This window comes from Methylocystis sp. JR02 (assembly GCF_030063565.1).
GTDB lineage: Bacteria > Pseudomonadota > Alphaproteobacteria > Rhizobiales > Beijerinckiaceae > Methylocystis > Methylocystis iwaonis.
Genome location: NZ_JASIRC010000001.1, coordinates 849855 through 875093 on the forward strand (window position 1 = coordinate 849855; position 25239 = coordinate 875093).

Genomic DNA, 25239 nt, shown 5'->3' on the forward strand with positions numbered 1-25239 from the left:
CAGCCAAATGGTCGAATTCACCCTTCCCAAGAACTCCGTCGTCGCCGAGGGCAAGGTCTGGCCGAAGCCGGAAGGCGCCGCCAATCTGCGCGAATACCGGATCTACCGCTACAACCCGGACGCCGACGCCAATCCGCGCATCGACACCTTCTTCGTCGATACGGGCGATTGCGGGCCGATGGTGCTGGACGGCATCATCTGGATCAAGAACAAGGTCGATCCGACGCTGACCTTCCGCCGCTCCTGCCGCGAGGGCATTTGCGGCTCCTGCTCGATGAACATCGACGGGGTCAATACGCTCGCCTGCACCAAGGGCATGGACGAGATCGAGGGGCCGATCAAACTCTACCCGCTGCCGCATATGGGCGTGGTGAAGGACCTCGTGCCCGACCTCACCATTTTCTACGAGCAGCACGCCGCCATCGAGCCCTGGCTCCACGCCGGCGCCAACCCCGAGAAAGAGCGGCTGCAGTCACCGCAGGATCGCGCCAAGCTGGATGGTCTGTACGAGTGCATCCTCTGCGCCTGCTGCTCGACCGCCTGTCCGAGCTATTGGTGGAACTCGGACCGTTTCCTTGGCCCCGCCGCGCTGCTGCAGGCGCATCGCTGGGTTCAGGATTCGCGCGACGAGGCGACGGAAGAGCGTCTCGGCTATGTCGACGACACCTTCCGCCTTTACCGCTGCCATACGATCATGAACTGCACCAAGGTCTGCCCGAAGGGCCTCTCGCCCGCCAAGGCGATCGCGGAGCTGAAGAATCTGGCGATCGCCCGGCAGGAGGCGTGACGCCGCTCCCGGGAGCGACTGTCACGGACCGCGAGCCTTCAGGCTCGCTTTGTCGCGGCGCGCCCGAAGGCTCGCTTGGGAGCTGCGCGCCTGAAGGCGCGCGGTCCAGCGGGGCGCCTTGATCCCGCCGCCGTGCGGCGCTAGGACGTCCCGTTCAATTTCGGAGACAGTGCCATGCGTCTTTGCGCGCGTCGTTTCAGCGGTTCTCTCCTTGTCGCGGCCTTTGTGATCGGCGCCGGCGCGGCCGCCGCCCAGGAGCTGCAGCTCGATCCCAAGGCGTTCGATCCTAAGGCGCTCGACACCAGCGGCGCCTCTTCGGTGCAGACCAAGCGCGCCAAGGGCAGGAAAGGCGGGGACGCCAACGCCCAGCAGACGACGCCCGGCAAGCCGCAGGCGACGCCGAATGGTCCGAACCGCCAGTTCGGCGAGCTGGAAGGCTGGTCTCCCGGGAAGGCCCCGCCCAAACCCAAAGACAAGGACGACAGCGCCCCATCGGGATCAAAACCGCCAGTCTCCGTGAGCCCCAGCGGAAACATGGGAACAGGCTTCACCTTCTAGCGCGCTTTCGAGATCCGCTTGATTGGTTTGGCGTCATTCCCGCGCCAGCGAAGCGATCGGGAATTGGAATGACGAGCTCCAAAGCGAGCGGTTCAAACGGAAACGGTACGAGACGCCGGCTATGCCGGCTGGAGAAAGTTCATGGCTTATAAGGTCGCTATCGTCGGCGCCACAGGCAATGTGGGCCGCGAGATGCTGGATATTTTGGCCGAGCGCCGCTTCCCTGTGTCGGAAGTTGTGCCGCTCGCCTCTTCGCGCTCGATCGGCGTGGAGGTCTCCTTCGGCGACAAGACGCTCAAATGCCGCCATCTCGACACCTATGATTTCTCCGACACCGACATCTGCCTGATGTCCGCCGGCGGCAGCGTGTCGACGCAATGGTCGCCCAAGATCGGCGCGCAGGGCTGCGTGGTCATCGACAATTCCTCCGCCTGGCGCATGGACCCGGACGTGCCGTTGATCGTGCCGGAAGTGAACGCCGACGCGGCGGCGGGCTTCAGGAAGAAGAACATCATCGCCAATCCGAACTGCTCCACCGCGCAGCTCGTCGTGGCGTTGAAGCCGCTGCACGACAAGGCCAAGATCACGCGCGTCGTGGTGTCGACCTATCAGTCGGTCTCCGGCGCCGGCAAGGATGCGATGGACGAGCTTTTCGCCCAGACGCGCTCCGTCTTCGTCTCGGACCCGGTCGAAGCGAAGAAGTTTCCCAAGCGCATCGCCTTCAACCTCATTCCGCAGATCGACTCCTTCATGGAGGACGGCTTCACCAAGGAAGAGTGGAAGATGGTCGCGGAGACGAAGAAAATCCTCGACCCCAAGATCAAGCTCGTCGCCACCTGCGTGCGCGTGCCGGTCTTCATCTCTCACTCGGAAGCGGTAAATATCGAATTCGAGAACCCGATCTCGGCCGACGAGGCGCGCGATATCCTGCGCGAGGCGCCGGGCGTGCTCGTGATCGACAAGCGCGAGCCCGGCGGCTACATCACGCCGCATGAGGCGGCGGGCGAGGATGCGACTTATATCTCGCGCATCCGCGAGGACCCGACCGTGGACAACGGCCTGGTGCTCTGGTGCGTCAGCGACAATCTGCGCAAAGGCGCGGCGCTGAACGCCGTGCAGATCGCGGAAGTGCTGATGAACCGCAAGCTCCTGACGCCGAAGAAGGCGGCGGCGTAACGCGCGAGCGCTGCAATGACATGCAGTCTTGAGATCAAGTTAGCGGATATAGCCGCTAACTTCGCCCGCCTTGATAAAGACTATAAATATTTCCACTCAAAACTATTTAGTTTTGTTGTGCCTGACTTAGCGCAATTTCAGGAAATTGTCTCAAATTTGCATTTGGCGAGAGAGACTTTTCCCAATCGCAATCCTGCTACAATTGTTCTCGGGAAGTTGTCGCCGTTAGTCCCATTTCAGACAGAGGCGATCTTGGGGGTTGCGGACAACCAATTGAAGGTTGTGTTTGTGACTCGGGATGCCAACTTGCCAGACATCAACTACCTTGCGTTAATATCGCCTGTAGGTGTCACTAAGACTTGTTTTTGTTATGTGGATACATTTGGATCGATTAGTGTTTTGCGAAGTATTCTTTCTTTGGCGTTTGGTAGTCTAGCTTCCTATCGGTGGGTCGCAGATTTCGATTTTGACTTGGAGGGTCGGGTACATTTACCCAGCGAGACAGTTAGATTACCGGTTCACGCTGATTTCTTCAAAATCTTGAACAAAGACCTTCTAACGGAGGTTTCTCGGAGGCTTGCGCATCAATTACCGGAATTCCGTCAGAAGTTTCAGACTGCATGCAATTTTTTTAACTTGGCGTTAAATCAAAGAGACGAGCAATTCCGGTTCACCGCCTATTGGATTGCACTCGAGATTTTGATTGGGAAAAGCGGAGCAATTCGAGCAAAGCTGTGTGAAGCGTATCACCAGAAGGATATGGCCTTTGCCGACCAGACGTTGCTGTTTCGAGAAATCTCGCAGGTTCGCAACGATCTAGTTCATTACGGCATATTTAAATCTATGCCTGTATATCATGAGAGGTTACTACAGCTTTACTTATGGGATATAGTTATCTACCAAGTTGGGCTCAAGCCGCGCCAGCTCTCTCTTATGTTGGCTCAGAGTGGATTGATTGAAAACGAGAGGGGGCGCCTGCCTCCGGGTGATTTGCTACTGCGCATCTGCATCACGACACGAGCGCCTTTGTCTCAACCTCGACGCTGTGGAACAGACGCGCCGAGCCTGGCGCAAGCTGCGATGCGCGCGCCGACTCGAGCCGGGCAACGGCGAAGTCGATTTTCCTGGCGCGGTAGCCTGTCTATATCCGGATTGACGCCGCGCCCGGCAAAGGCGCGCGAATCAACGGCGGGACCGCCCACGGAGGCAATGCCTGTAAGTACGGGTACGCACCGGAGACAGGCGATCCAGCCCGGGATGTCGCCATCTGCTCGGGGATGGCGATGGCGGCGCGCGCCAGCCCGGCCACGAGATCGGCGCGGAGCCTCCCGCCGCGCAAGCCCCGCAAAGGCCGGTTATTTGTTGATCTTGAACAGCGCCGCGTCCGGCGTCTTGGTCTGGTCGATGTTGAAAAGGGTGATCAGCGTCTCGTAGCCCTGCGGGTCCTTCACCTGCCATTGCTTCAGCTTGAAGGTCTTGGGGTCGAAGATGAGCTTGAGATGCGAGGTGCCCCCGAAGGTCGCCTTGTCCTCGATGAAGATCGTCACCCCTGAGTCGTCGGTCTGGACGTCTTGCACGGTGACGTCCTTCTCCAGGTCGATCTTCTCCTTCATCAGGAATTTGAGCGGCGTCTGATTGATGAAGTAGAGGTCCTGCGTATTGAGCTTGCGATCGCGCACGGCGACCTGGGCGCCGTCGGCGACGACTTCCATCGTCGCCGGCTGGGCGTATTCGAAGCGCACGCGGCCGGCGCGCTGGACATGCAGCTTGCCCTCTGAGCGCTTGCCGTCGGCGCCGATCTGGACGAAGTCGGCGGTCATCACTGGCGAGGCATTGAAAAAGGCGTCGGCGCGTTTGATCGCCTCCTCGCGGCTGAGCGGCTTCGGCGGCTCGGCCGGGGCGGCGGGGTTGGTGAGCTGCACGGGCTCGCTGGGCTTGGCGGCCTCGGCGGCCGGCGGCTTGGCCGGGGTCTTCTTGTCCTTGGCGGCGGGTTTGGCGTCCGCCGGCTTTGCATCTGCCGGCTTTGCGTCTGCAGGCTTGGCTTCCGCATGTTTGGCGGCGGCGTTCGCATGCGCCTTCTTGGCGTCCTCGGCGTGAGCCGGCGCGACGAGCGCCAGTATAAGGGCGAAAGCGGCGAGGGGGAGGTGCTTCACGGCGCGAATCCAATTCGAAGGGGCGATCCCGGCGTCTTGGTAACATAAGTTGGCGGAATTGGGGGCGGCGCGCCGCTGTCAAACTTCAGCCGCGGTAACAGCGGCTCGGAAAGAACATCCGGCGCGACAATTCTCGATCGACTAGGAGGAAGGTTAGCCTCGTAGGCCCCCCGGGAATTCGTCCCGATTTATCCTAACAGCCGCAGGTCGCCCGGCCGGTGGCGATCAGATTAGCAATGCGAGGCGTGAAGCCCTCGAACGCGCCAATTGCCGAGCAGGCAACCGCGACAGAAAACGCCTGACGCGCGCGGATTTGCGGCGCGGGATCAGGCGCAATCTCTCCGCGCGCCAAAGCGCCGCACAGGGCATTCTCAAAAGCGCTGGAAAGGCGGTCAAAGAATGCTCTTATCTCCACTGCTATGTCGGGCTCGTCCGCGATCCGGTGAGCAGAGGTTCGCACGACGAGGCAACCAGACCAACCAGGCTGCCGGGCGGCATTTTCGAACCTGCTCCAAAACCCCGAAAGTTCAGCCAGACCAGCATCCTCTCTCTCGAGGTCTTGCAGAAGCTGGATGCTGACCATCTGGCCGTAGCTCTTCAGCGCAGCGACGAAGAGCGCCTGCTTATCTGGCCAAAGCGCGTAAAGCCCCTTGCGGCTCGCGCTGATCTCGCTGACGAGCATATCCAACGACACGGCGTCGTAACCGTGCCGCCAGAAAAGAGTCATCGCGGTTCGCACTGCTGCGTCAGGGTCGAACCCTCTCGGCCTTCCCATCGTCCTCGCTTCCCAATTGCGCGCCAAGCTCATTGACAGAGAATGCGTATTCTCTTATCCGTCGCAATAAGAGACTATCACGTCTCTTATGATGAGGGAGCGCAATTTTGAAAACCTTGAAAATCGAGCGCGACATTGCGGCTGACGCTGGCGCAATCTGGGCGTTGCTAAAGGATTTCCAGCACATCGACGCCTTCAATCCCAATTTGTCGCGCTCGTCGCACATTGGCGGCACGCCCCTCGAAGGGGTTGGCGCCGAACGGCGCTGCGATCTCGCGGACGGGCGCAATTGGATCGAGGAACGCGTTATCGATTGGCGTCCCGGGGAAAGCTACACGGTCGAGATTTACGCGGGCACGATGCCGATCAAAGATGTTCAGACGACGCTTGCGGTATTTCCAAACGGGGCGGGATCGCGCGCCACGATGCAGATCGTCTATACGCCGAAGTTCGGACTGATCGGTCGAATTCTCGACGCCCTGCTGCTGCGTCGGAAAATGACAGGGTTGATGCATAAAGTGCTCAAGGGACTCGCGCATAAATCCCTCCAAACCTGAAGGAGATGGGTTGCGCGATTTCCTATCGCCCGCATGATTCCATGCGATCGGAACGCGCGCAAAGCGTTGCAAGGAGCGGCCCATGAGCCTTTTGATCGAGGAAGACGCGACTGTCTCGGACGCAGTGCTCAAAGCCATCGCCCACATACCGACGCGCAGCCTGTTGGCGATCGTCGCGCAAGGTTTCTTCGAGAAGCTCGGCGACCGCGATTTCATGCGCATCGCTGCCTGGCTTGCGCAAAAGAGCTTTGACGAGGGCGGCTGTCCGATCGGCGCGCTCATCATCGACAATGCGACGCGCCAGATACTCGGCAAGGGCCATAATACGCTCGTGCAAGGGAACGACCCTTACAACCATGGGGAAACCGCCGCCATCAGAGACGCCGGCCGCCGAGATTTCAGCCAGACGACCATCTACACATCGCTCAGCCCTTGCGACGTCTGCGCTGCGCTTCTCCACATGCGGCAGTTCGATCGCGTGGTCGTCGGCGACGTTACGAACGCCAAGGGAAACGAGGAGCTGCTCCGCGCGAAAGGCGTGAGGGTCGATATTCTGGAAGATTCAATGGCCGTTGCGCTTTACGCGAAACACCGGCGAGAGCGCCCCGATCTCGATCTCGAAGACTGGAAAGGGGTTGCCGCAGTTCGGAAATGCAAGGAAGCCGGTAGTGAGGTGGAGCGGAGCTGATCGGCTGTCGCTTCTCCTACCTAAATGGATCGATGATCCGCACGCCTTCTACGACTTGTCCGTGCGACATATCTTCGGAATAAAGCTCGCCGCATCCTTGGGCGATCGCGGCGGCAATGATCGCCGCGTCCCAGTAAGAAAAGCTGTAGCGCGCCTTGATGCTGAGAGCGGCAATCAATATCTCGGACGTAACGTCTTGCACGCGAAAGCGCATCCATGTGCGCACCAGGCCCGCTGCAATGTGGTGCGGGAGCGGATCTGCACGGGAGGGGCGTGTGGCTTGGACGTAAAATTCTTGCAGCACTTGGACGGACAAGCGCCAGTCATCCCGATCGAGCAACGCTATTGCTCGCTCGCGCTTGGCGTTTTCGGCTGGGTCACGGCTGATCGAGTAGAGCAGGATATTGGTGTCGAGAAAGCCGGCGACGCTATCTGTCACTTGCCGCGTCTCGCATGGATGTCGTCGCGTGAGAGGCGGTCGGCCGCGCGGAAGGTCGAAATCTGGGCGCGAAGCTCTTTCTCCTCGCGCTTTAGTTGTTCGAATTCGGTTTCGGACGCGGCGAAGTCAATCAGGAACCGCCGGACAACGGCGGAAACCGACGTGTCTTCCGCAGCAGCTTTGATGCGGGCGCGGCGATAGGTGTCATCGTCCACGGTTACTGTGATGTTTTTCATGGGCTCACAGTAATCCCGGTCGCTGCCTTTATCAACGACAGGAAGGCCGAGCCCACGCTCTCACTCCGCCGCCTCTATATCGAACGCCCCGCGATCCACGCCGCCGCCCACCAAAATCTCGCGCTTGCCCGCATGGTTCGGCGCGGACACAACGCCTTCCTTCTCCATGCGCTCCACGAGCGAGGCGGCCTTGTTGTAGCCGACCGACAGACGCCGCTGGATGTAGCTGGTCGAGCATTTCTTGTCGCGCAGCACGATATTGACCGCGCGGTCGTAGAGGTCGCCGCCTTCCTCGGCGTCCATGGAGCCGGGCGCCGGCGCCTCGCCGTCCTCGCCGCCTTCGTCGTCCTCCGAGGTGATGTTGTCGAGATATTGCGGCGCGCCCTGGGCTTTCAGATGCGCCACCACATGCTCGACCTCGGCGTCGGACACAAACGGCCCGTGCACGCGCGAGATGCGGCCGCCGCCGGCCATGTAAAGCATGTCGCCCTGGCCCAGGAGCTGCTCGGCGCCTTGCTCGCCGAGAATGGTGCGGCTGTCGATCTTCGACGTCACCTGGAAGGAGATGCGCGTCGGAAAGTTCGCCTTGATCGTGCCGGTGATGACGTCGACCGAGGGGCGCTGCGTCGCCATGATGAGATGGATGCCGGCGGCGCGGGCCATTTGCGCCAGACGCTGGATCGCGCCTTCGATGTCCTTGCCGGCGACGAGCATCAGATCGGCCATTTCGTCGACGATGACGACGATATAGGGCAGGGCGGAGAGGTCCATCTCCTCATGCTCGAAGATCGCTTCGCCGGTCTCGCGGTCGAAGCCCGTCTGCACGGTGCGGGTGATGATCTCGCCCTTGGCCTGCGCTTCGGCGACGCGGGCGTTGAAGCCGTCGATATTGCGCACGCCGACCTTCGACATCTTCTTGTAGCGGTCCTCCATCTCGCGCACCGCCCATTTGAGCGCGACCACCGCTTTCTTGGGGTCGGTGACGACGGGCGTGAGCAGATGCGGGATGTTGTCGTAGACCGAGAGTTCCAGCATCTTGGGATCGACCATGATGAGCCGGCACTCCTCGGGCTTCAGCCGATAGAGTAGCGACAGGATCATGGTGTTGATCGCGACCGACTTGCCCGAGCCGGTGGTGCCGGCGACGAGCAGATGCGGCATGCGGGCCAGATCGACGATCACCGGCTCGCCGCCGATCGTCTTGCCGAGCGCAATGGCGAGCTTGTGCTTGGAGTGCAGGAAATCGTCGCTGGCGACAATCTCGCGCAGAAAGACCGTCTCGCGGCGCTGGTTGGGAAGCTCGATGCCGATGGCGTTGCGGCCCGGCACCACGGCGACGCGGGCCGAGACCGCCGACATGGAGCGGGCGATGTCGTCGGCGAGGCCGATCACGCGCGAGGATTTGATGCCGGGCGCGGGCTCCAACTCGTAAAGCGTGACCACCGGGCCGGGGCGGACATTGATGATCTCGCCGCGCACCGAGAAGTCCTCCAGCACCCCTTCGAGCACGCGGGCGTTGGATTCGAGGATGTCCTCGGAAACAGTGACGGCCCCGCCCTTGTTCTTGGGCTCGGCGAGGAGCTGGAGCTCCGGATATTCGTAGGCTTCGGGCGCGGCGCGGGTGGGCGCCCGCGTGGGCTCGCGGCTGACGCGCTTCGGGGCGGGGGCGGCGGGGGCTTCCGCCTGACGGGCGCCGGCCTGCTGGCGTGGGGCAGGCGCGGGCGCGCGGGCCGCGGCGACAGGGCGCGCATCCTCGTCGTCTTCGTCGAGCGGGCGCGCGCGGCGCGAGAAGGTCGGATAGGTCTCGACGTCGTCGAAGGTCGGCTCGACGCGCGGATGCGCAGGCTCGGGTTTTTCCTTTGCGGGCGCGGCCGCGCGGGCGCGCAGCTTTGCAAAGAGCCGCGCCGCCCAGCATTTCAGCGTCAGTCCGGTATGGATCAGCGCGCCGAGCGAGATCAGCGCAAAGCCCGGCTCGCCGGCCCGGTCTTCGTCGTCCTCGGCGTAGGCGGCGGGCGCTTGCTCGTCGAAAGCTTCTTCGCGGATGTCGTTTTGGCTCTCGAAGCCGAGGCCCGCCGCGCCGCTCACCGAGAGAATGGCGACGAAAGCGGCGGCGACGCCGAAAATCGCCATGACGGAACCGGACCCCGCCGAAATGGCGCGCGGCACGGCGAGAATGGCGTCGCCGGCGACGCCGCCGAGGCCGGTCGGCAGGGGCCAGCGGTCGGTCGGCGGCAGGAACGACGCCGTGGCGGCGGTTGCGAAAATGCCGGCGATCCACAGGCCGAGCCGCAGCGGCGCGCGCTCGATGCGGCGGCGCTTGATGATGCGCAGCCCCTGCGCCGCGAGCGGCAGGATCACGGCGACCGCGCCGAGGCCCAAAAGCTGCATGAGCAGATCGGCGACGATCGCGCCGGGATGTCCGAGAAGATTGCGGACATGGCCGCCGGTCGCATGGTTGAGCGAGGGATCGCGCGCCGACCAGCTCACCAGCGCCACAGTCGCGGCGCCGGCGCAGGCCAGCATCAAGGCCCCGGCCGCCTCGGCAAGGCGATGGGCGGTGAACTCGCGGAGCTGTTCGGGGAAGAGACCAAATCTATGGCTGCGCATGTCACCAGAAGCCCGCGTGGCGCGGCGCGGCCATTGCGGCGCGCCGACTCTCGGCGAGGGTAAAAAAGCTGGGTTAAGAGGCGCTTAACCCTCAGGTTGCATCCGTTCGCCCGATCTTGCGGTCGCCTGGTTCAGCTCGGCCCCGTAAATGAAGATCACCGCCAGGGTCTGCAGGAAGACGATCGCCATCATGATCGAGGCGAGACCCGCATAGGTTGAAACGTAATTGATCGCAAATCTCGCGAGATAGGCCCCAAAGCCCGCGCCGAAAGCGAGGGAGGCGAGCAGCGTCAGCGCGAAGCCGGGCGCGAGGTCGAGAAGCCGCGGGCGCCCCGCCGGCAGCAAAATATGCGCGCCCAGCACGCCGACGCCGACGACCGAGGATGTGACGCCATAGCGCACCGGCCCATAGAGCGGCTCGAGCTCCCGCATCAGGCCGGGGGCGTGTTTTTCGGCGAGCGCGCGGGCAAGCGGCGCCAGCACCATGAGAAAGGCGATGGCGAGCAGCGAGGCGGCGCCGAGAAAGACGTAGAGAATCGATTCAAGGCGCAACAGCCACCAGGGCCGCTGGTCGCGCTGATTATAGGCGCGGTTCAGCGCGATGCGCAGCGACTCGACGCCGCTCGACGAGAAGAAAATGGCAAGAAGCGCGCCGACGGTGAGCAGCCCGCCGCGCGGCCGGGTGACGACATTGCGGATTTCGGCGGCGATGGGCTCGGCGATATTCGGCGGCCAGTTCTCGAAGATAAGAGTGGTGGCGGCGTCAGCCTCGCTCTTCAGACCGAAGAAGCCGGCGAGCGCCGTGACGAAAATGAGAAAAGGAAAAAGCGAGGTGAGGATCGAGAGCGCGATATGGCTCGCAATCGCCCAGCCGTCGTCGTCGTTGAATTTGAGATAGGCGGCGTAAAGCGCGCGGAGCAGGGTCATAGGGCAAAGGGTGTCACATATTTCGGGGATCGTCATGACCGGGCTTATCCCCACAGCGCACGCCCCCACGATTATCCTCGGGCGCGTGTCATTCCCGGCGGGCTGAAAGCCCGACCGGAATCCAGAGCCACAAGAGCGCTGGTTTTACTCAAAGCCCGTCATTGCGCGCGAAGCGAAGCAATCCAGGGCGGCGATGCGGCCCTGGATTGCTTCGTCGGCTCCGCCTCCTCGCAATGACGGCGGTAAAAAGCAGAATGGTGCGGAATAACCCTCCATCCACCCTCAGTCTGCGGGCAGAAAAGCGCGTAGCGCCTCGATGATCGCGTCCGGCCGGCAAGGCTTTTGGAGAATGACAGTGCCCGGCGGAAAGCGCTCTCTCTGCTGCTCGGAATCATAGCCGGACAATATGAGAAACGGCGCCCCGGCCGCTCCCAGGGCTTCCGCGACAGGGCCCGAGAACACGCCAGCGAGATTTGCGTCCAATATGGCGGCGTCGTAGCCGCCTTGGGCGGCAAGCTTCAGCGCTTCCTCGACCGTGGCCGCGATCCCCGCGCTCTCGAAACCCGAGAACTCCAGGAGCATTTCGATCGACATCGCGACCATGGGCTCGTCTTCGACGACAAGAATCCGGCGCCTTTTCTGGCCAGGGTCCTGCATCGACTATCTCACGAAAATCCTGTCCGCCGGCGCCTTCAACATCCAGCTTGCTCCTTCTTCGGCGAAGGTCAACCGTGTTTTTCCGCCCACCGAGAGTTCCGCCATGCGGCCGAGAACCGTGTTGCCGAAGCCCTTGCGGGTCGGCGGCGTCACTTTCGGGCCGCCGCTTTCCTCCCAGGACAGCATAAATTCATCGTCGACGAGGCGCCACGCAATCCGCACCTTTCCGTCCTCGGACGACAACGAGCCATATTTCGCGGCATTGGTCGCCAGCTCGTGGAGGGCCATGCCGACCGTCTGAGCGGCGGCGGCGTTCACGCGGATCGCCGGACCACTCGCGACAATGCGCCCGCCGATCAGGTCGCGATAGGGCGCGAGCTGCGCGCGCACGAGTTCGGAAAGATCCGTCCCCTGCCATTCGTTTCGCACGAGCAGCGTTTGGCTCGCCGCGAGGCTTTGAATTCGCTCGACGAGCTTTGCGACATAGGCTTTGGGGTCGCCCTCGAAAGAGGTCTGCTGGGCGATGGCTTGCACGACGGCGAGAAGATTATTGGCGCGATGGCTGATTTCCGCGACCAGAAGCTGATTGTGCGCCTCCGCGGCCTTGCGCGCCGTTATGTCTTCGACAACAGCCACGAAATTGACGGGCTGGTCGGCGGCGCTGCGTGCGATGCCCACCGTCACATTCGCCCAAACGTCCTTGCCGTCCTTCCGGATATAGCGCTTTTCCGTCGAGTAGCTTCGGGCCTCGCCTGCGAGGAGGCGGCGCACATTTTCCCGGTCGGCTTCGCGATCCGCCGCGTGGGTGATGTCGCCGGCCCGCATTTGCATCAGCTCGTCGCGGCGATAGCCGAGGATGTCGCACAGGCGTTGATTCATTCGCAGCCATCGACCGTCGAGGGCCACCTCGGCGATGCCGACGGCGGCGTTTGCGAAGGTCGCCTCCAAACGCGACAGCGCCTCGCGCAGAGCGTCGGCCCCTCGTTTTCGCTCTTCCAGAATTTGGCTCTGCAGCGCTTCCATGGCTTCGGCCTTGAAGGCGCGCGCCTCGGCGCGATGCATCAGCTCGGTGGTGGCGATGATGAGCGCGCAGCTCCCGAAAAAGACGAACAAGGCAAGCCAGTCGGCCGCGCCTTCGAGGGGAAGAATGAGGGTGTGCAACAGGACCGCGCCGAGCAGCGCGACTGTCGTTCCGGTGATCCATCCGCCGACCAGGGCGCCCACGGGAACCATTGGAAAAAGGGTGATGTAGGCGACCTTGGTCGTCGCCGTTCCGATCAGAGCGGCGCGCGCAAGGATCGCGATCACGGCCAGGGCTACGCCGAGAGCGGGCGCAAGAAAGTAGTGCGCTTTCGGGGGAAGCTTTGCCTTGTCGGCCAGAATGCGAAGAGGCAGCCTTGCGTAGAAGGGGAATCTTTCCTCGACGACGGCATGGAGGTTCGACAACTCCATGTCGGACATTCGCTTACTCCATCCAATTTTCGGGAATTTTTGGTAGGACAAGGCGGGAAATGTGGCAAGCTTGACTAATATCATCCCGACATTTGACGTCGTCAATTCCCGGGAAGAAGCAAGACGAGCTTGTGAGAGGGCGCGTCCGAGGGCGTGAAGGAATGCTGCTCGAACAGCAATCTGCCGTCTTGCGGGTGATCGAAGGCGCGCAACCCGCCTTCGCGGCTCAAGACGTCTTGCGCCTCCCAGGCTTGCGCAAAGAAAGCGCTCTCGCGCCGCAAGTCGTCGATGAATCGACGCACACGCGCGTCGCGAAACATATGCGCGTAATCGGAGCGAAATTCGCAAAGCAGGCGGCGCGCCCGCGTCTCCCAGTCCGGCAGCAGATCGCGCGCCGCGGCGTTCTGGAAGACGAAACGCAGGAGGTTGCGCTGATGCACGCCATCGAGCCAGCCCGAGAACAGGCGCGCCGCCGCTTCGTTCCAGGCGCAGGCGTTCCAGCAGCAATCGAGGCCATAGGCCGGGTGGCGGAAAGCGGCGATAGCGGCTTGCAGCGAGGCGGGCGCCATCTCCGTCGGCGCCGGCGCGTCCGGGTCGATGCGGCCGGCAAGCTCGAACAGATAGGCGCGCTCGGCGGGCGTCAGCGACAGCGCCAGAGCGATGCGGCCGAGCGCCTCGGGCGAGGCCTGCACGGACCGCCCCTGTTCGATCCAGGCGCACCATGTGGCGCTGATGCCAGCGCGCGCCGCCAGCTCCTCGCGCCGCAAGCCCGGCGTGCGCCTGCGGCCGCCCGCGACGTCGGGCCGCGCCCGCTCGCGATGGGCGCGAATGAAATCTCCCAGCAGCCGCCTTTGGTCCGCGTCCAGCATGGAGGGTATTATAATAGGATAACAATCTAAATTGTAACAGTTTGAGCGCGGCGCAATCCTGATCTCCGGAACGAAGGAGCAAGCCGATGGAACGCACGCATGAAACAGTTGTCGCCGCGCAATTCGGGCCGCGGGCGCGGGCCTATGTCCAAAGCGCCGTGCATGCGCAGGGGGCCGATCTCGAGGCTCTCGAAAACATCGTCGCCGCGATCGCGCCCGAGCGCGCGCTCGACATCGGCGCCGGCGGCGGCCATGTCTCTTATGTGATGGCGCGCCATGCAGGTCTGGTGACGGCGCTCGATTTATCGGCGGAAATGCTCGAGGCGGTCGCCGCGACGGCGCGCGAGAAAGGGCTCGCCAACATCGAAGCGGCGGAGGGGCCCGCCGAGCGCCTGCCGTTCACCGAAGGCTGGTTCGATTTTCTGGCGTCGCGCTACTCGGCGCATCATTGGCGCGATTTCAATGGCGGTCTGCGTGAGGCGGCCCGGGTGCTCAAGCCTGGGCGGTCAGCGGTCTTCATCGACGTCCATGCGCCCGCCCGGCCGCTCTTCGACACCCATCTGCAAGCCGTCGAGCTTCTGCGCGATCCCTCTCATGTGAGGAACTATACGATCGCGGAATGGGCCGCCGCGCTCGCCGCGTCGGGCTTTGCCGTCGAGCGCCTGCAGACATGGCGGCTGCGGATGGATGTTGCCGCCTGGGCGGGACGCATGCGCACGCCGCAGGAAAATTTGCGCGCCATCCGGGCATTGCAGGCGGCGGCGTCGCGCGAGACGCGGGAGCATTTCGCGATCGAAGCAGACGGCTCGTTTTCGATCGACGCTATAATGATCGAAGCCAGGGGCGCGTGAGCCCTCATCCGACCCCTGCTGACGCAGGGGCCACCTTCTCCCGCAAGCGGGAGAAGGGAGAACCCCAAGGTTTTTGAACAACAAAGTTTCAGCGCGATTCCTTCTCCCGTTTACGGGAGAAGGTGGCCCCGCGAAGCGGGGTCGGATGAGGGCGCTCATTTCATCCCGCCGCTCAGTCATCTCGCCGCCTCTCCGGCCCCTCATGCATCAAAGCGTCGTCGCGCGGCCCCTCGACGATCAGATCGCCGACAAGCCCGCGCTCCATCCGGGAGAGCGCGTGGTCGATCAGAACATATTGGCCGCCGCGCCGCACGTCGAATTCAACAATCGCCGCGTCCCCAGGGGCAACTGAAACCGTTTGTGCGCCTCTCTCGCGCACAATCAGCGGCTCGGTGCGTCTGACGCGGTCGAAGAGGCCGCCGATCAAATGCAGCGCCGACGTAAAATTCGGCCCGCCCACGCCGAAAAAGATACGGACATTCTCGCCGCGCTCCGCCCGTAGCGGATGCTCCGCCGTCAGCGCGCCGACGGCGCCGTTGAACAGGAAATATTCCGGCTGCTCGGCCATCAGCTTCTCGTAATCCAATTCCTGTCGACCCTGGGTCCCGAAAGGCTTGGTCGTATAGAGCTCGCCCTGCATGACGTAGAATTCGCGGTCCGCCTCCGGCAATCCGCCTTCGGGCTCGATCAGCACGAGACCATACATGCCGTTGGCGACATGCTGCGCAATGCTCGGCGTGGCGCAGTGATAGACGAAGAGGCCTGGCGTCGTCGCTTCGAAGCTGAAGACCTTTTCCTCGCCGGGATCGGCTTGCGTGAAGCGCGCGCCGCCGCCGGGGCCGATGGCGGCGTGAAAATCCACCGAATGCGCCAGCACGCTGCTCGAGTCGTTCTTCAAATGCACTTCCAGCGTGTCGCCGACTCGCGCCCGGATGAAGGGGCCGGGAACCTTGCCGCCGAAGGTCCAGAACTGATAGGTCGTCTTGTCGTCGAGCCGGCCATCGGTCTCGATGGTCGTGAGATCGACGCGCAAGGTCCGCGGCCCGCGGGCGCCGACCGGCCGGGGCAGGTCGGAAGGATCGCGCGATATGTCCGATGCGACGAGCTTCGCCTTGCTGCGCGGCCCCGGCTCGACCCTGATCTTGCCCTGCATGCCCGCGTCGCGATGGCCGGGAACCGAGCAGTAATAGGTAAACTCGCCTGTCTTGTCGGCAAAGAACGAGACCGCGCTGCTCGCGCCTTTGTCCACGACGCGGTTCGACCGCACGCCGTAAAACTCGATGACAATGTCGTGCTCCGCGCCCTCGCCGTTGACGAGATTGATCTGGGCGCGCTCGCCGTCGTGGAAGACGAGCGCCGGATTAACTTTCTCGTCGATCGCGCCGCCGACGCCCAGGAAGACGAGCCGCCCCTCGGCAATCCCCGACCGCAGCGTATAGACGACAGTTCGCGCCGCCGCGTCTTCCTGCGAAAAGGCGAAAGGAGCCCAAGCGAGCAGGGCCAAAATCACGCAGAAGAACAGAAGGGCTCTGTCTGGCTTCATCGGCCGAGCCTCTGGCGGATGGAGATGCGTGCGGCAGTTAACTAGGCGAACCCTCCGCAATGAAAAGGCGCAGCGCTGGTGACGCCCCTCGCGCTTCGAGACGCCTGCTGCGCAGGCTTTCACGTCGCTACCCTCGTCATGCCCGCGCTTGTCGCGGGCATCCACGCCAAGCAAGTCACAGCTAATGCCGGGCAAGTCTCTGCAGCCTCCAAAGCCCTGCATGGACCTTACCCATAGCGATAACGCGTCTTGTCGGGCCGTGCCCCACGGCGTGGGTGGCCGGGACGAGCCCGGCCATGACGGCCCCCGGGATCTGTGACTCTTCAATCCCCGCGCTGAAAATGGTCATACACCATCCGCGCCGTCGCCTTGTTGATGCCCGGCGTCTTCTCCAGATCCGACAGCGCCGCTCGCGAGACGCCCTTCGCCGAGCCGAAGGCCAGAAGCAGCGCGCGCTTGCGCGACGGCCCGATGCCGGCAATCTCATCGAGCGGGTTCTTGGTGAATTCCTTCTTGCGCCGCGCCCGATGCGTGCCGATGGCGAAGCGATGCGCTTCGTCGCGCAGCCTCTGCACGAAATACAGCGCCGGATCATGCGGCGGCAGACGGAAGGCTTCGCGCCCCTCGATGAAGAATTGCTCGCGTCCGGCGTCGCGATCACGGCCCTTGGCGATCGAGGCCAGCGCCACGCCCTCGACGCCGCTCTCGCGCAAGGCTTCACGCGCCACGTCGAACTGGCCGCGCCCGCCGTCGATCAGCACGAGATCGGGCTTTGCCGGAAAGGCCTCCGGATCGGTCTCCTTCTCCGGCTCCTTGGCGAGGCGGGCGAAGCGGCGCGTCAGCACTTCGCGCATCATGCCATAATCGTCGCCCGGCGTGATCTCTGTGCTCTTGATGTTGAAGGTGCGGTAATGCGCCTTCATGAAACCCGCCGGGCCGGCGACAACCATCGCGCCGATCGCCTGCGATCCGCCCGTATGCGAATTGTCGTAGACCTCGACGCGGCGCGGGGCGTGCGGCAGGCCGAAGACCTCGCCCAAGGCCGCCAGCAGCCGCAACTGGCTCGCGTCCTCCGCAAGCTTGCGGCCGAGCGCCTGCTTCGCATTGTTGAGCGCATGTTCGACAAGCTCGCGCTTTTCGCCGCGCTGGGGCGCAATGACGTCGACGTTCCGGCGCAGCTTCGCGGAAAGCGCGTCCTCCAGCAGCGCGCTGTCTTCGATTTGGTGCGACAGCAGCACGCAGCGCGCAGACGGATGCTCGTCGTAGAATTGCGCCAGAAAGGCGTCGAGAACTTCCGCCTCCGACAGGCTCGCGTCGGCGCGCGGGAAATAGGAGCGGTTCCCCCAGTTCTGATAGGCGCGGAAGAAAAAGGCCTCGATGCAGAAGCGCCCCGCATCCTTGGCGATGGCGAAGACGTCGGCCTCTTCGACCGTGCGGGGATTAATGCCCTGCGCGCCCTGTATGGCCGAGAGGGCGGAAATACGATCGCGCAGCCGCGCGGCCCGCTCGAATTCGAGCCGCTCGGCCGCTTCCGTCATCTCGGTGGCGAGCTGTTCGCGCACGCTGCGGCTTTTGCCGGAGAGAAAGTCGCGCGCCTCCTGCACGAGGACGCCATAGTCTTCAGTCGAAATCTCGCCGGTGCAGGGCCCAGCGCAGCGCTTGATCTGGTAGAGCAGGCAGGGCCGCGTGCGATTGTCGTAAAAGCTCTGCGCGCAGGAACGCAGCAGAAAGGCGCGCTCCAGCGCATTGAGCGCGCGATTGACCGCCCAGACGCTGGCGAAGGGCCCGTAATAATCGCCCTTGCGCACGCGCGCGCCGCGATGCTTGGCGATCTGCGGCGCCGCATGGTCGCGGGCGATGAAAATATAGGGAAACGACTTGTCGTCGCGCATCAGCACGTTGAAGCGCGGCTTCAACTGCTTGATGAGATTGGCCTCGAGCAGCAGCGCCTCGGTCTCGGTCTCTACCGAGATGAAGACCATGGAGACGGTCGCCGAGATCATGCGGGCGATGCGGTTCACATGGCCGGCAAGGCGCGTATAGCTCGCAACGCGCTTCCGGACATTCTTGGCCTTGCCGACATAGAGCACCTCGCCATTCTCGGCGATCATGCGATAGACGCCGGGGCCGTTCGGCGCATGCTTCCAATAGGATTTGATGACGCCGACGCCGCGCTTGACGCTCTCGGGCGTCTGCGGGGCGTCGTCTTCCGGGGGCGTCTCGCTGGTCTCCGGCACGGCGTCGGGCGCGTCGAAGGCGTCGTCATCCTCGGGCGGAAGGTCGCGCGTCTGTGAGGGGGGAGGGGTCATCCTATAAGGATTTATGCCGCGTTTGCGGCGATGGGAAGGGTTTCCGAGCCCGTGCCTTCGCCAAAGCTCGGTTGCCCTCTCGGCCGCAGGGAAACTGTCACCTTTCTATCAGGGCCGGATCGCCGTTCGCTCCTCTCCCCGCTTGTGGGGAGAGGCTGGGTGAGGGGCCGGGGCCGGAGCCCGGGCGTGCATTACGAGCCCTGGCGCCCTCCGGCGTTTATTGCTTCCACTCATCCCCGAGCCCCTCACCCAACCTCTCCCCGCGCACGCGCGGGGAGAGGGGCAGAGCGCGGCTTCTTCGAGAAATTTGCTCCCCAATTTATCCCCACCCCCCAAAACCTCCCTTATCCTTCGCCCCGCCTCGCCAACTTGCAGGGGCGTCGTCAGGGTCGGCGGCGCCGGCGGGGTCGGTTAAGCGCGGGACGCGACTCTCGTTCCGTGCGGGCATCCGGCGCCGCCCGCCGGGTCTCTCCTTCGTGGGGAGATTGCGTGGCGCAATCCACGCAAAGGCTGGGCATAGTTTCCGCGCCCGCGACACGCGGCCCGAGTACCGAAAGGGAAAGCGCCGGCGGGACGGAGGCGGCGCATGTCGAGGCCCTTGCGACGCGCTCGGAGGCCCTAAAGCCTCCGGGAAAGAAGCGGCCGCCGTCTGGCGGTCGTGCCGGACGGAGGAACCGCCACTTAGATGGCGCTACTTCGGCCCGGAAAGGTGCGCGCGAATAAAGACCGCAGCCGGGACGCTCTGGTTCCGATGCGCTTATTCTTTCACGCTACCGGCCGAACGGGGCCGGGGCGTTCCGGCTTCCTGGATCATCCTGCGCCGGAAATCGGCGGCGGGGCGCTTGGGGCTGGGCGGCTTTTCCGAGAGGCACATGGAACAGAGCTATGACACCATTTCCGTTTGAACCGCTCGCATCGGGCGCGTGTCATTCCCGGCGGGCTGAAAGCCCGACCGGGAATCCAGAGCCACAACAGGCGCTGGTTTTGCCCAGAGCCCGTCATTGCGAGCGAAGCGAAGCAATCCAGGGCGGCGATGCGGCGCTGGATTGCTTCGTCGGCTTCGCCTCCTCGCAATGACGGCGGTGAGTCCCTGTGTGTTCAAACGGCGCGAGTGGCAAACGCAAGATTCGCCCGCCCGCCCTTGCGCCGCGCCCAAAGCGACGTCAAAACTCGCCGCCATAATTCGACGGCTATCGAGGGCGTTATGAGCGGCGGTAAAATCACGGTCGGGGGCGTTATTTTTCCCGTGCTCGCGCTCGGCCTCGTGGCGATATTCGCGGCAGGGGAGCGCTGGCTCGACGCCTTGCCGCCGACGCTCGCCTGGGCGCCGTCGCTCGTCGCGGCCATTCTCGTCATCGGGTCGGTCTTCGCGACGCTGCAGCACGCCGGGCGGATCGGCGCGAGAGTTGGCGAGCCCTTGGGCACGCTCGTCCTCACCATCGCGGTGACGATCATCGAGGTCGCCATCATGTCCTCGATGACGACGCATGGCTCGGATAATCCGACCGAGGCGCGCGAGGCGGTGTTCTCGGCGATCATGATCGTCTGCAATGGGCTCGTGGGCCTGTGCCTGCTGCTCGGCGGCTTCCGTCATGGCGAGCAGGAGCTTCATCCTATGGGCGCGAGCGCCTATCTCGCCGTGCTCATCGCTCTGTCGATGCTGACGCTCATCTTGCCGAATTACACGACCTCGACGCCGGGCCCGACGCTGTCGCGCGCGCAGCTCGGCTTTGTGAGCGTGCTCTCGATCCTGCTCTATTGCGCTTTTCTCTTCATCCAGACGGTGCGCCACCGCGCTTATTTCATCGATGCGCGCTTGGCGGCCATCGGTCACATGGGCGCGAAACCGACGCTGAACCAGGCCTTGATCTCGCTCGTCGGTCTCGGCGCGAGTCTAACGGGCGTGTCGCTGCTGGCCGAGCACGTCATTCCGGGGCTCGAAGAAGCGCTGAAATGGGCGGGCGTCGAGGAGGTCAACCCTGTGACCGGCGCCGCCGTGGCCGTCCTCGTGCTCATGCCCGAAGGCATGAATTCGGTCCGCGCGGCCGCCCGCAACGCTTTGCAGACGAGCCTGAACGGGGCGCTCGGCTCGGTCGTGGCGACGATCGGTCTCACCGTGCCGGCCGTGGCGCTGATGAGCCTCGCCTCTGGCCGCGAGATTGTCTTCGGGCTCGATCACCGCGACTCCGCCATGCTGATGCTGACGCTGATGCTGTCCGTCGTCAGCTTCGGCGCCGGCCGCACCAATGTGCTGACCGGCCTTGTGCATCTCGTCGTCTTTGCGGCATATGCCTTTTTCCTATTCGCGCCCTGAGCGGGGAAGAGATGAGCGGCGATCTGATTTTCTATCATTCTCCCAATACGCGTTCGTCCAGCGTGCTCATTCTGCTCGAGGAGCTCGATGCGCCCTACACATTGAAGGATTTGAATTTCAAAGTGGGCGCGCAGCGCGAGCCCGAGTATCTCGCCGTCAATCCGATGGGCAAGGTTCCGGCCATCGTGCACAATGGCGCATTGGTGACCGAGCTCGGCGCGAGCTTCATCTATCTCGCAGACGCCTTTCCGCAAAAGAAACTCGCGCCGCAGATCGGCGATCCGCTGCGCGGGTCTTATCTGCGTTGGCTCGTGTTCTACGGCTCTGCCTTCGAGCCGGCGATCATGGATCGCTTCATGAAGACGGAGCCGCCGCAGCGCACCTGTCCTTATGGCGATTTCGACAGCGTGATGACGCTGATCAACAAGCAACTCGCGGCGGGGCCCTATCTGCTCGGCGCGCGTTTCTCGGCCGCCGACATTCTCTGGGGGACGGCGCTGCGCTGGACCACAAGCTTCGGCCTCGTGCCGATGACGCCCGAGGTTTCCGCTTATATCGAGCGCATCGGATCGCGGCCTTCCGTCTTGCGCGTCACAGAGACGGACAAGCAGCTTCTGGCGATTCACGAAGCGGCTGCGGCGGCCAAGGGGTGAGGATTATTCCCGACGGGCCGAAGGCCAGCTCGGGAATCCAGAGCCGGAATGAGCCATATGAGATCCGCGCGGTTGGTTCGCTGTCATTCCCGACGCTCGCGCAGCGAGCGATCGGGAATCCAGAGCAACACAAGCTACTAGGGCTCTGGATTCCCGGTCGGGCTTTCAGCCCGCCGGGAATGACATTCCTCAACGTGAGCCGTTCAAACGGAAAGCGGTATCACCACTCGATCGGCGTCAGGCCATGCGCGACGAGATAGTCGTTCGCCTTGGAGAAATGCTTGCAACCGAAGAAGCCATTATGCGCCGAAAGCGGGGAGGGGTGGGCGCATTCGAGCACAAGATGCTTCTTGCGGTCGATGCCGGCGCCCTTGCGCCGCGCATAAGCGCCCCAGAGCATGAAGACGATTCCCTCACGCTCGCGCGACAGCGCATGGACGGCGGCGTCGGTGAATTGCTCCCAGCCCTTGTTCTGATGCGATCCGGCCTGCGAAGCGCGCACGGTGAGCGTCGCGTTTAGAAGCAGAACACCTTGTTTCGCCCAGCGTGAAAGGTCGGGATCGCGCGACACAGGATGTCCGAGATCGGCCTCGATCTCCTTGAAGATATTCTGCAGGGAAGGCGGCGGCGCCACGCCGGCGCCGACCGCAAAGCAAAGCCCATTCGCCTGACCGGGCCCGTGGTAGGGGTCCTGGCCCAGGATGACGACCTTCACTTGATCAAAAGGACATTCGTCGAAGGCGCGGAAAATTTGCGCCGCTGGCGGATAGACCGCGCAGGAGGCGTATTCCACGCGCACGAATTCTCGAAGGTCGGCGAAATAGGCCTTCTCGAATTCGGTGGCGAGACGCCTCTTCCAGCTTTCATCGATGCGGACAGGCTTGGTCATGAAGCGGCGTGTAGCATGAGGCCAAGTGTCCGTCAGCTTCGTCATTGCGAGCGCAGCGAAGCAATCCAGGGCAGCGGGCGTGGCTCTGGATTGCTTCGCTTCGCTCGCAATGACGAATGCGATCTCAATCCTGCAACGGCCCCCACGCCGGATCGCTGGCGTAGTTCGGCGTCGGCACCAGCGCTTCCGAGCGGCCGAAGACGTCGACCATGTAAATCTTCGGCCCGCCCGCGCCGCCGCTTTCGCGGAAGAACATCAGGAACAGGCCATTCGGCGCCCAGGTCGGCCCCTCATTGTGGAAGCCCTCGGTCAGGATGCGCTCGCCGGAGCCGTCGGTCTTCATCACGCCGATGGAGAAATTGCCGCCGTTCTGCTTGGTGAAGGCGATGTAGTCGCCCTTGGGGCTCCACACGGGCGTCGAATAGCGGCCGCCGCCGAAGGAGATGCGCTTGGCCTCGCCGCCATGCGCGCCCATGACGTAGATCTGCTGCGAGCCGCCGCGGTCGCTCTCGAAACAGATGCGCGCGCCGTCCGGCGAATAGGAGGGCGCCGTGTCGATGGCGCTGGTGTCGGTCAGCCGCGTCGTCGTGCGCGAGCGCAGGTCCATCGTATAGAGATTGGTGGACGAGCCCTGCGACAGCGACATGATGATCTTCTGCCCGTCGGGCGAGAAGCGCGGCGAGAAGGTCATGCCGGGGAAATTGCCGACGACCTCACGCTGGCTGTTCTCGATATTCATCAAGAGAACCTTCGGCTCGCCCTCGTCGTTGAAGGCCATATAGGTGACGTCGAGCGAGGAGGGCGAGAAGCGCGGAGTGACGACGAGTTCGTCGCCGCGGGTCAGATAGCGCACATTGGCGCCGTCCTGATCCATCATGGCGAGGCGCTTGCGGCGCTTATCTTTGGGGCCGCTCTCGTCGACGAAGACGATGCGCGTGTCGAAGAAGCCCTTCTCGCCGGTGATGCGGGAGAAGACTGCGTCCGAGAGGAGATGCGCGACGCGGCGCAGGTTGGAGGCTTCCGTCACATATTGCTGGCCGGCGACCTGCTCGCCGGTGGTGACGTCGAAGAGGCGAAACTCTGTCTTGAGGCGCCCGTCGCCGGCGCGCACCGAGCGGCCGGTGAGAACGAACTGAGCGTTGACCGTCTTATAGACAGCCAGGTCCGGCTGATCGGGCGAGCCCGCCTCGCCGACATTGGCGTCGACCGGCCGCAGGAAGACCGAGCGCTTGAAATTATTTGTCGCGACGGAAGTGATCGTGCGCGCGGCCTCGTCGCCGACGAAGGGCGCGACGGCGATATTGGTCGGCTGGAAGCCGCCGCCCTTGAGGTCGATGATGCGGCCGGCGCGCGCGGGCGCGAAAGGCGCGAGAGCGGCGCTGGCGATGAGTCCGGCGGCGGCGCGGCGAGTGATGAGGCGGGTCATTTAGAGGGTCTCATGAGATGGAAAGGCCCCCTCCCTGTCCCTCCCCCGCTTCGCGGGAGAGGGGACGCTCACGATCGGCAATCGCCGAAATCTTGAAGGAGGCGGCAATTTGCTCCCTCTCCCGCGAAGCGGGGGAGGGCTGGGGAGGGGGCATAATCAGCAGCGACGCGCGCATCAATTCGCATCCTGGAAGCGGATGGTCACTTCATGCAGCGCTTCCTCGTAATAAGGCATGAATTCCGCTGGAATCCGCATCGGGCTGCAGCGGCGCACGGCCTGCACCGCCTGCTCGCCGCGCGCCTGTTCCACCGGATTGGCGGAAGGGTTCACCAGGCGCGGGCGGCCTTCCAGCGCGCCCTCGCGCGACAAGTGAAACTCCACGACAGGCGCGAAGGTGGCGCCGCCCAGCGAGAGGCCCGAGGCCCAACAGGGGTGGTAGTGATCGTGGATGTAAGAGGCGATGCGCGCCTCCATCGACGCCGACATTTTCGCCGCCGCTCCCTCCGGCGCGCCGAGCGACGCGGTCTTGATCTCCTTGCCCGTCGATTCCCGGCGCTGCGGCGCTTCCTTGCTCAGGAGATTGGCGATATTCGCGGCGTCGAATTTCGACTTGGGCGCGCTCTCGTCGCCCGATTTTGGCTTCGCGCCCTTGGCGCTCTTCTCCGCCGTTTCGCCTTCGGCATTGTTCTGGGGCTTCGCCGGCTTTTCCTCGGCCTTTTTGCTTTGGAGCAGTTTCGCTACTTCGTCCGTCTTCAGCCGCGTCTCTTTCGGCTTCTCGGGCGCGGGCTTCGGCTCTTCCTTGGCTTCCTTCTCGGGCTTGGGGCGCACGGGGGGCTTTGGCTTCACGACCTGGGCGTCCTTGGGCTCATCCCGCTCCTTCTCCTCGGGCGCGGCGGCCTTCGGCTTGACGGGCGGCGTCGGCTTCGCTTCGGCGGGCTTTTCGACAGGCTTCGGCGGCTCGGGCTTTTTCTCGACCGGACGTTCCGGCGGTTCCGGCGCAGGCGGCAGAGCGGCGACGCGTTTCGGGGGCGTCGGCTCGGGCCTGTCGTCTGCGCCGGGGTCGGGCAGGCGTTTCAAGGGCGGGGGAGGGGTCGGCACATCCTTCTTGGCTTCGGCGAGCGGCGGATGGGGCTTGGTCTCGCTCTCCTTGGCGACCTTGTCGACGCGCGGCGCGGGCTTTGGATCGCGCGCCGTCTTCTCGCCCTTCGTTACTTGCGTGAGCGCGTCGTCGGTGACGACCTCGACTGGGATCGTCTCCGGGGCGTCCTCGAATTTCCGCGCGTCAGAGAACAAGACAAGCGCCGCCACCAGCAGGCCCGCATGGGCCGCGGAGGAGATGACGACGCCTGGCTCGGAGCGCGAAACTCTCATTC

At 63.7% G+C, this 25239-nt stretch carries 23 protein-coding genes; 9 read left to right on the forward strand and 14 right to left on the reverse strand.

The annotated features are described in order from the left end of the window. Positions 1-7 precede the first annotated feature (7 nt). The 4 genes from QNA11_RS03945 (at position 8) to QNA11_RS03960 (ending at position 3955) form a co-directional block, all read left to right on the forward strand. Entirely contained in the window at positions 8-787 is a 780-nt protein-coding gene (locus QNA11_RS03945; RefSeq protein ID WP_283482036.1) for a succinate dehydrogenase iron-sulfur subunit, read from the forward strand. Positions 788-961: 174 nt separating this feature from the next. Further along, positions 962-1345: a hypothetical protein gene (locus QNA11_RS03950; protein WP_283482037.1), complete on the forward strand. Its 384-nt coding sequence runs from the start codon at positions 962-964 to the stop codon at positions 1343-1345. 141 nt (positions 1346-1486) lie between these two features. After that, positions 1487-2521 (forward strand): aspartate-semialdehyde dehydrogenase, encoded by a 1035-nt coding sequence (locus QNA11_RS03955; RefSeq protein ID WP_202071907.1) that lies wholly within the window; start codon positions 1487-1489, stop codon positions 2519-2521. Positions 2522-2536: 15 nt separating this feature from the next. Further along, on the forward strand, positions 2537-3955 hold the full coding sequence (locus tag QNA11_RS03960) for a HEPN domain-containing protein (protein ID WP_283482038.1): 1419 nt from the start codon (positions 2537-2539) through the stop codon (positions 3953-3955). On the opposite strand, the gene QNA11_RS03965 is transcribed toward QNA11_RS03960, so the two are convergent. Further along, entirely contained in the window at positions 3877-4674 is a 798-nt protein-coding gene (locus QNA11_RS03965) for an outer-membrane lipoprotein carrier protein LolA (RefSeq protein WP_202071906.1), read from the reverse strand. The genes QNA11_RS03960 and QNA11_RS03965 overlap by 79 nt on opposite strands. A gap of 193 nt (positions 4675-4867) precedes the next feature. Then, the gene (locus QNA11_RS03970) at positions 4868-5401 is read right to left on the reverse strand and encodes a TetR/AcrR family transcriptional regulator (protein WP_283482039.1); all 534 of its coding nucleotides are present in this window, start codon (positions 5399-5401) and stop codon (positions 4868-4870) included. A gap of 155 nt (positions 5402-5556) precedes the next feature. Between QNA11_RS03970 and QNA11_RS03975 the strand changes: the two genes are divergently transcribed. Continuing rightward, a complete protein-coding gene (locus QNA11_RS03975; protein ID WP_283482040.1) occupies positions 5557-6006 on the forward strand; it encodes an SRPBCC family protein in 450 nt (149 codons plus the stop codon). 82 nt (positions 6007-6088) lie between these two features. Next, on the forward strand, positions 6089-6694 hold the full coding sequence (locus tag QNA11_RS03980; protein WP_283482041.1) for a nucleoside deaminase: 606 nt from the start codon (positions 6089-6091) through the stop codon (positions 6692-6694). Between the two features lie 16 nt (positions 6695-6710). Here QNA11_RS03980 and QNA11_RS03985 read toward each other — a convergent pair whose 3' ends face one another. The 7 genes from QNA11_RS03985 to QNA11_RS04015 form a co-directional block, all read right to left on the reverse strand. Continuing rightward, positions 6711-7133 carry a PIN domain-containing protein gene (locus QNA11_RS03985; protein ID WP_283482042.1) on the reverse strand — a complete coding sequence of 141 codons (423 nt, stop codon included), beginning with the start codon at positions 7131-7133 and terminating at the stop codon, positions 6711-6713. Beyond that, the gene (locus QNA11_RS03990; RefSeq protein ID WP_202071901.1) at positions 7130-7369 is read right to left on the reverse strand and encodes a hypothetical protein; all 240 of its coding nucleotides are present in this window, start codon (positions 7367-7369) and stop codon (positions 7130-7132) included. The genes QNA11_RS03985 and QNA11_RS03990 overlap by 4 nt, the downstream gene beginning before the upstream one ends. A 60-nt stretch (positions 7370-7429) precedes the next feature. Further along, on the reverse strand, positions 7430-9976 hold the full coding sequence (locus tag QNA11_RS03995; RefSeq protein ID WP_283482043.1) for a DNA translocase FtsK: 2547 nt from the start codon (positions 9974-9976) through the stop codon (positions 7430-7432). Positions 9977-10060: 84 nt separating this feature from the next. Continuing rightward, a complete protein-coding gene (locus QNA11_RS04000; RefSeq protein WP_246744748.1) occupies positions 10061-10939 on the reverse strand; it encodes a YihY/virulence factor BrkB family protein in 879 nt (292 codons plus the stop codon). A gap of 246 nt (positions 10940-11185) precedes the next feature. Further along, positions 11186-11560 (reverse strand): response regulator, encoded by a 375-nt coding sequence (locus QNA11_RS04005; protein ID WP_202071897.1) that lies wholly within the window; start codon positions 11558-11560, stop codon positions 11186-11188. A gap of 3 nt (positions 11561-11563) precedes the next feature. Continuing rightward, positions 11564-13021, reverse strand: coding sequence for a PAS domain S-box protein (locus QNA11_RS04010; RefSeq protein WP_283482044.1), 1458 nt, complete (start codon positions 13019-13021; stop codon positions 11564-11566). 92 nt (positions 13022-13113) lie between these two features. Beyond that, positions 13114-13881: a helix-turn-helix transcriptional regulator gene (locus QNA11_RS04015; protein ID WP_283482045.1), complete on the reverse strand. Its 768-nt coding sequence runs from the start codon at positions 13879-13881 to the stop codon at positions 13114-13116. An 86-nt stretch (positions 13882-13967) separates the two neighbouring features. On the opposite strand from QNA11_RS04015, the gene QNA11_RS04020 reads away from it, so the two are divergent. Beyond that, complete coding sequence (locus QNA11_RS04020; protein WP_283482046.1) at positions 13968-14732, forward strand: class I SAM-dependent methyltransferase; 765 nt, start codon at positions 13968-13970, stop codon at positions 14730-14732. 172 nt (positions 14733-14904) lie between these two features. On the opposite strand, the gene QNA11_RS04025 is transcribed toward QNA11_RS04020, so the two are convergent. Next, positions 14905-16275, reverse strand: a complete 1371-nt coding sequence (locus tag QNA11_RS04025; protein WP_283482047.1) for a multicopper oxidase domain-containing protein — start codon at positions 16273-16275, stop codon at positions 14905-14907. Positions 16276-16598: 323 nt separating this feature from the next. Beyond that, positions 16599-18584: an excinuclease ABC subunit UvrC gene (uvrC, locus tag QNA11_RS04030; protein WP_283482048.1), complete on the reverse strand. Its 1986-nt coding sequence runs from the start codon at positions 18582-18584 to the stop codon at positions 16599-16601. 1204 nt (positions 18585-19788) lie between these two features. Here uvrC and QNA11_RS04035 point away from each other — a divergent pair. Beyond that, positions 19789-20898, forward strand: coding sequence for a calcium:cation antiporter (locus tag QNA11_RS04035; RefSeq protein ID WP_283482049.1), 1110 nt, complete (start codon positions 19789-19791; stop codon positions 20896-20898). A gap of 11 nt (positions 20899-20909) precedes the next feature. Then, positions 20910-21551, forward strand: a complete 642-nt coding sequence (locus tag QNA11_RS04040) for a glutathione S-transferase family protein (protein ID WP_283482050.1) — start codon at positions 20910-20912, stop codon at positions 21549-21551. A gap of 220 nt (positions 21552-21771) precedes the next feature. Here QNA11_RS04040 and ung read toward each other — a convergent pair whose 3' ends face one another. From ung to tolA, 3 genes are all read right to left on the reverse strand, one after another. Then, positions 21772-22440 (reverse strand): uracil-DNA glycosylase, encoded by a 669-nt coding sequence (gene ung / locus QNA11_RS04045; RefSeq protein ID WP_283482051.1) that lies wholly within the window; start codon positions 22438-22440, stop codon positions 21772-21774. A gap of 124 nt (positions 22441-22564) precedes the next feature. Then, the gene (gene tolB / locus QNA11_RS04050; protein ID WP_202071889.1) at positions 22565-23866 is read right to left on the reverse strand and encodes a Tol-Pal system beta propeller repeat protein TolB; all 1302 of its coding nucleotides are present in this window, start codon (positions 23864-23866) and stop codon (positions 22565-22567) included. Positions 23867-24040: 174 nt separating this feature from the next. Then, positions 24041-25237, reverse strand: coding sequence for a cell envelope integrity protein TolA (gene tolA / locus QNA11_RS04055; RefSeq protein ID WP_283482052.1), 1197 nt, complete (start codon positions 25235-25237; stop codon positions 24041-24043). Positions 25238-25239: the final 2 nt, after the last annotated feature.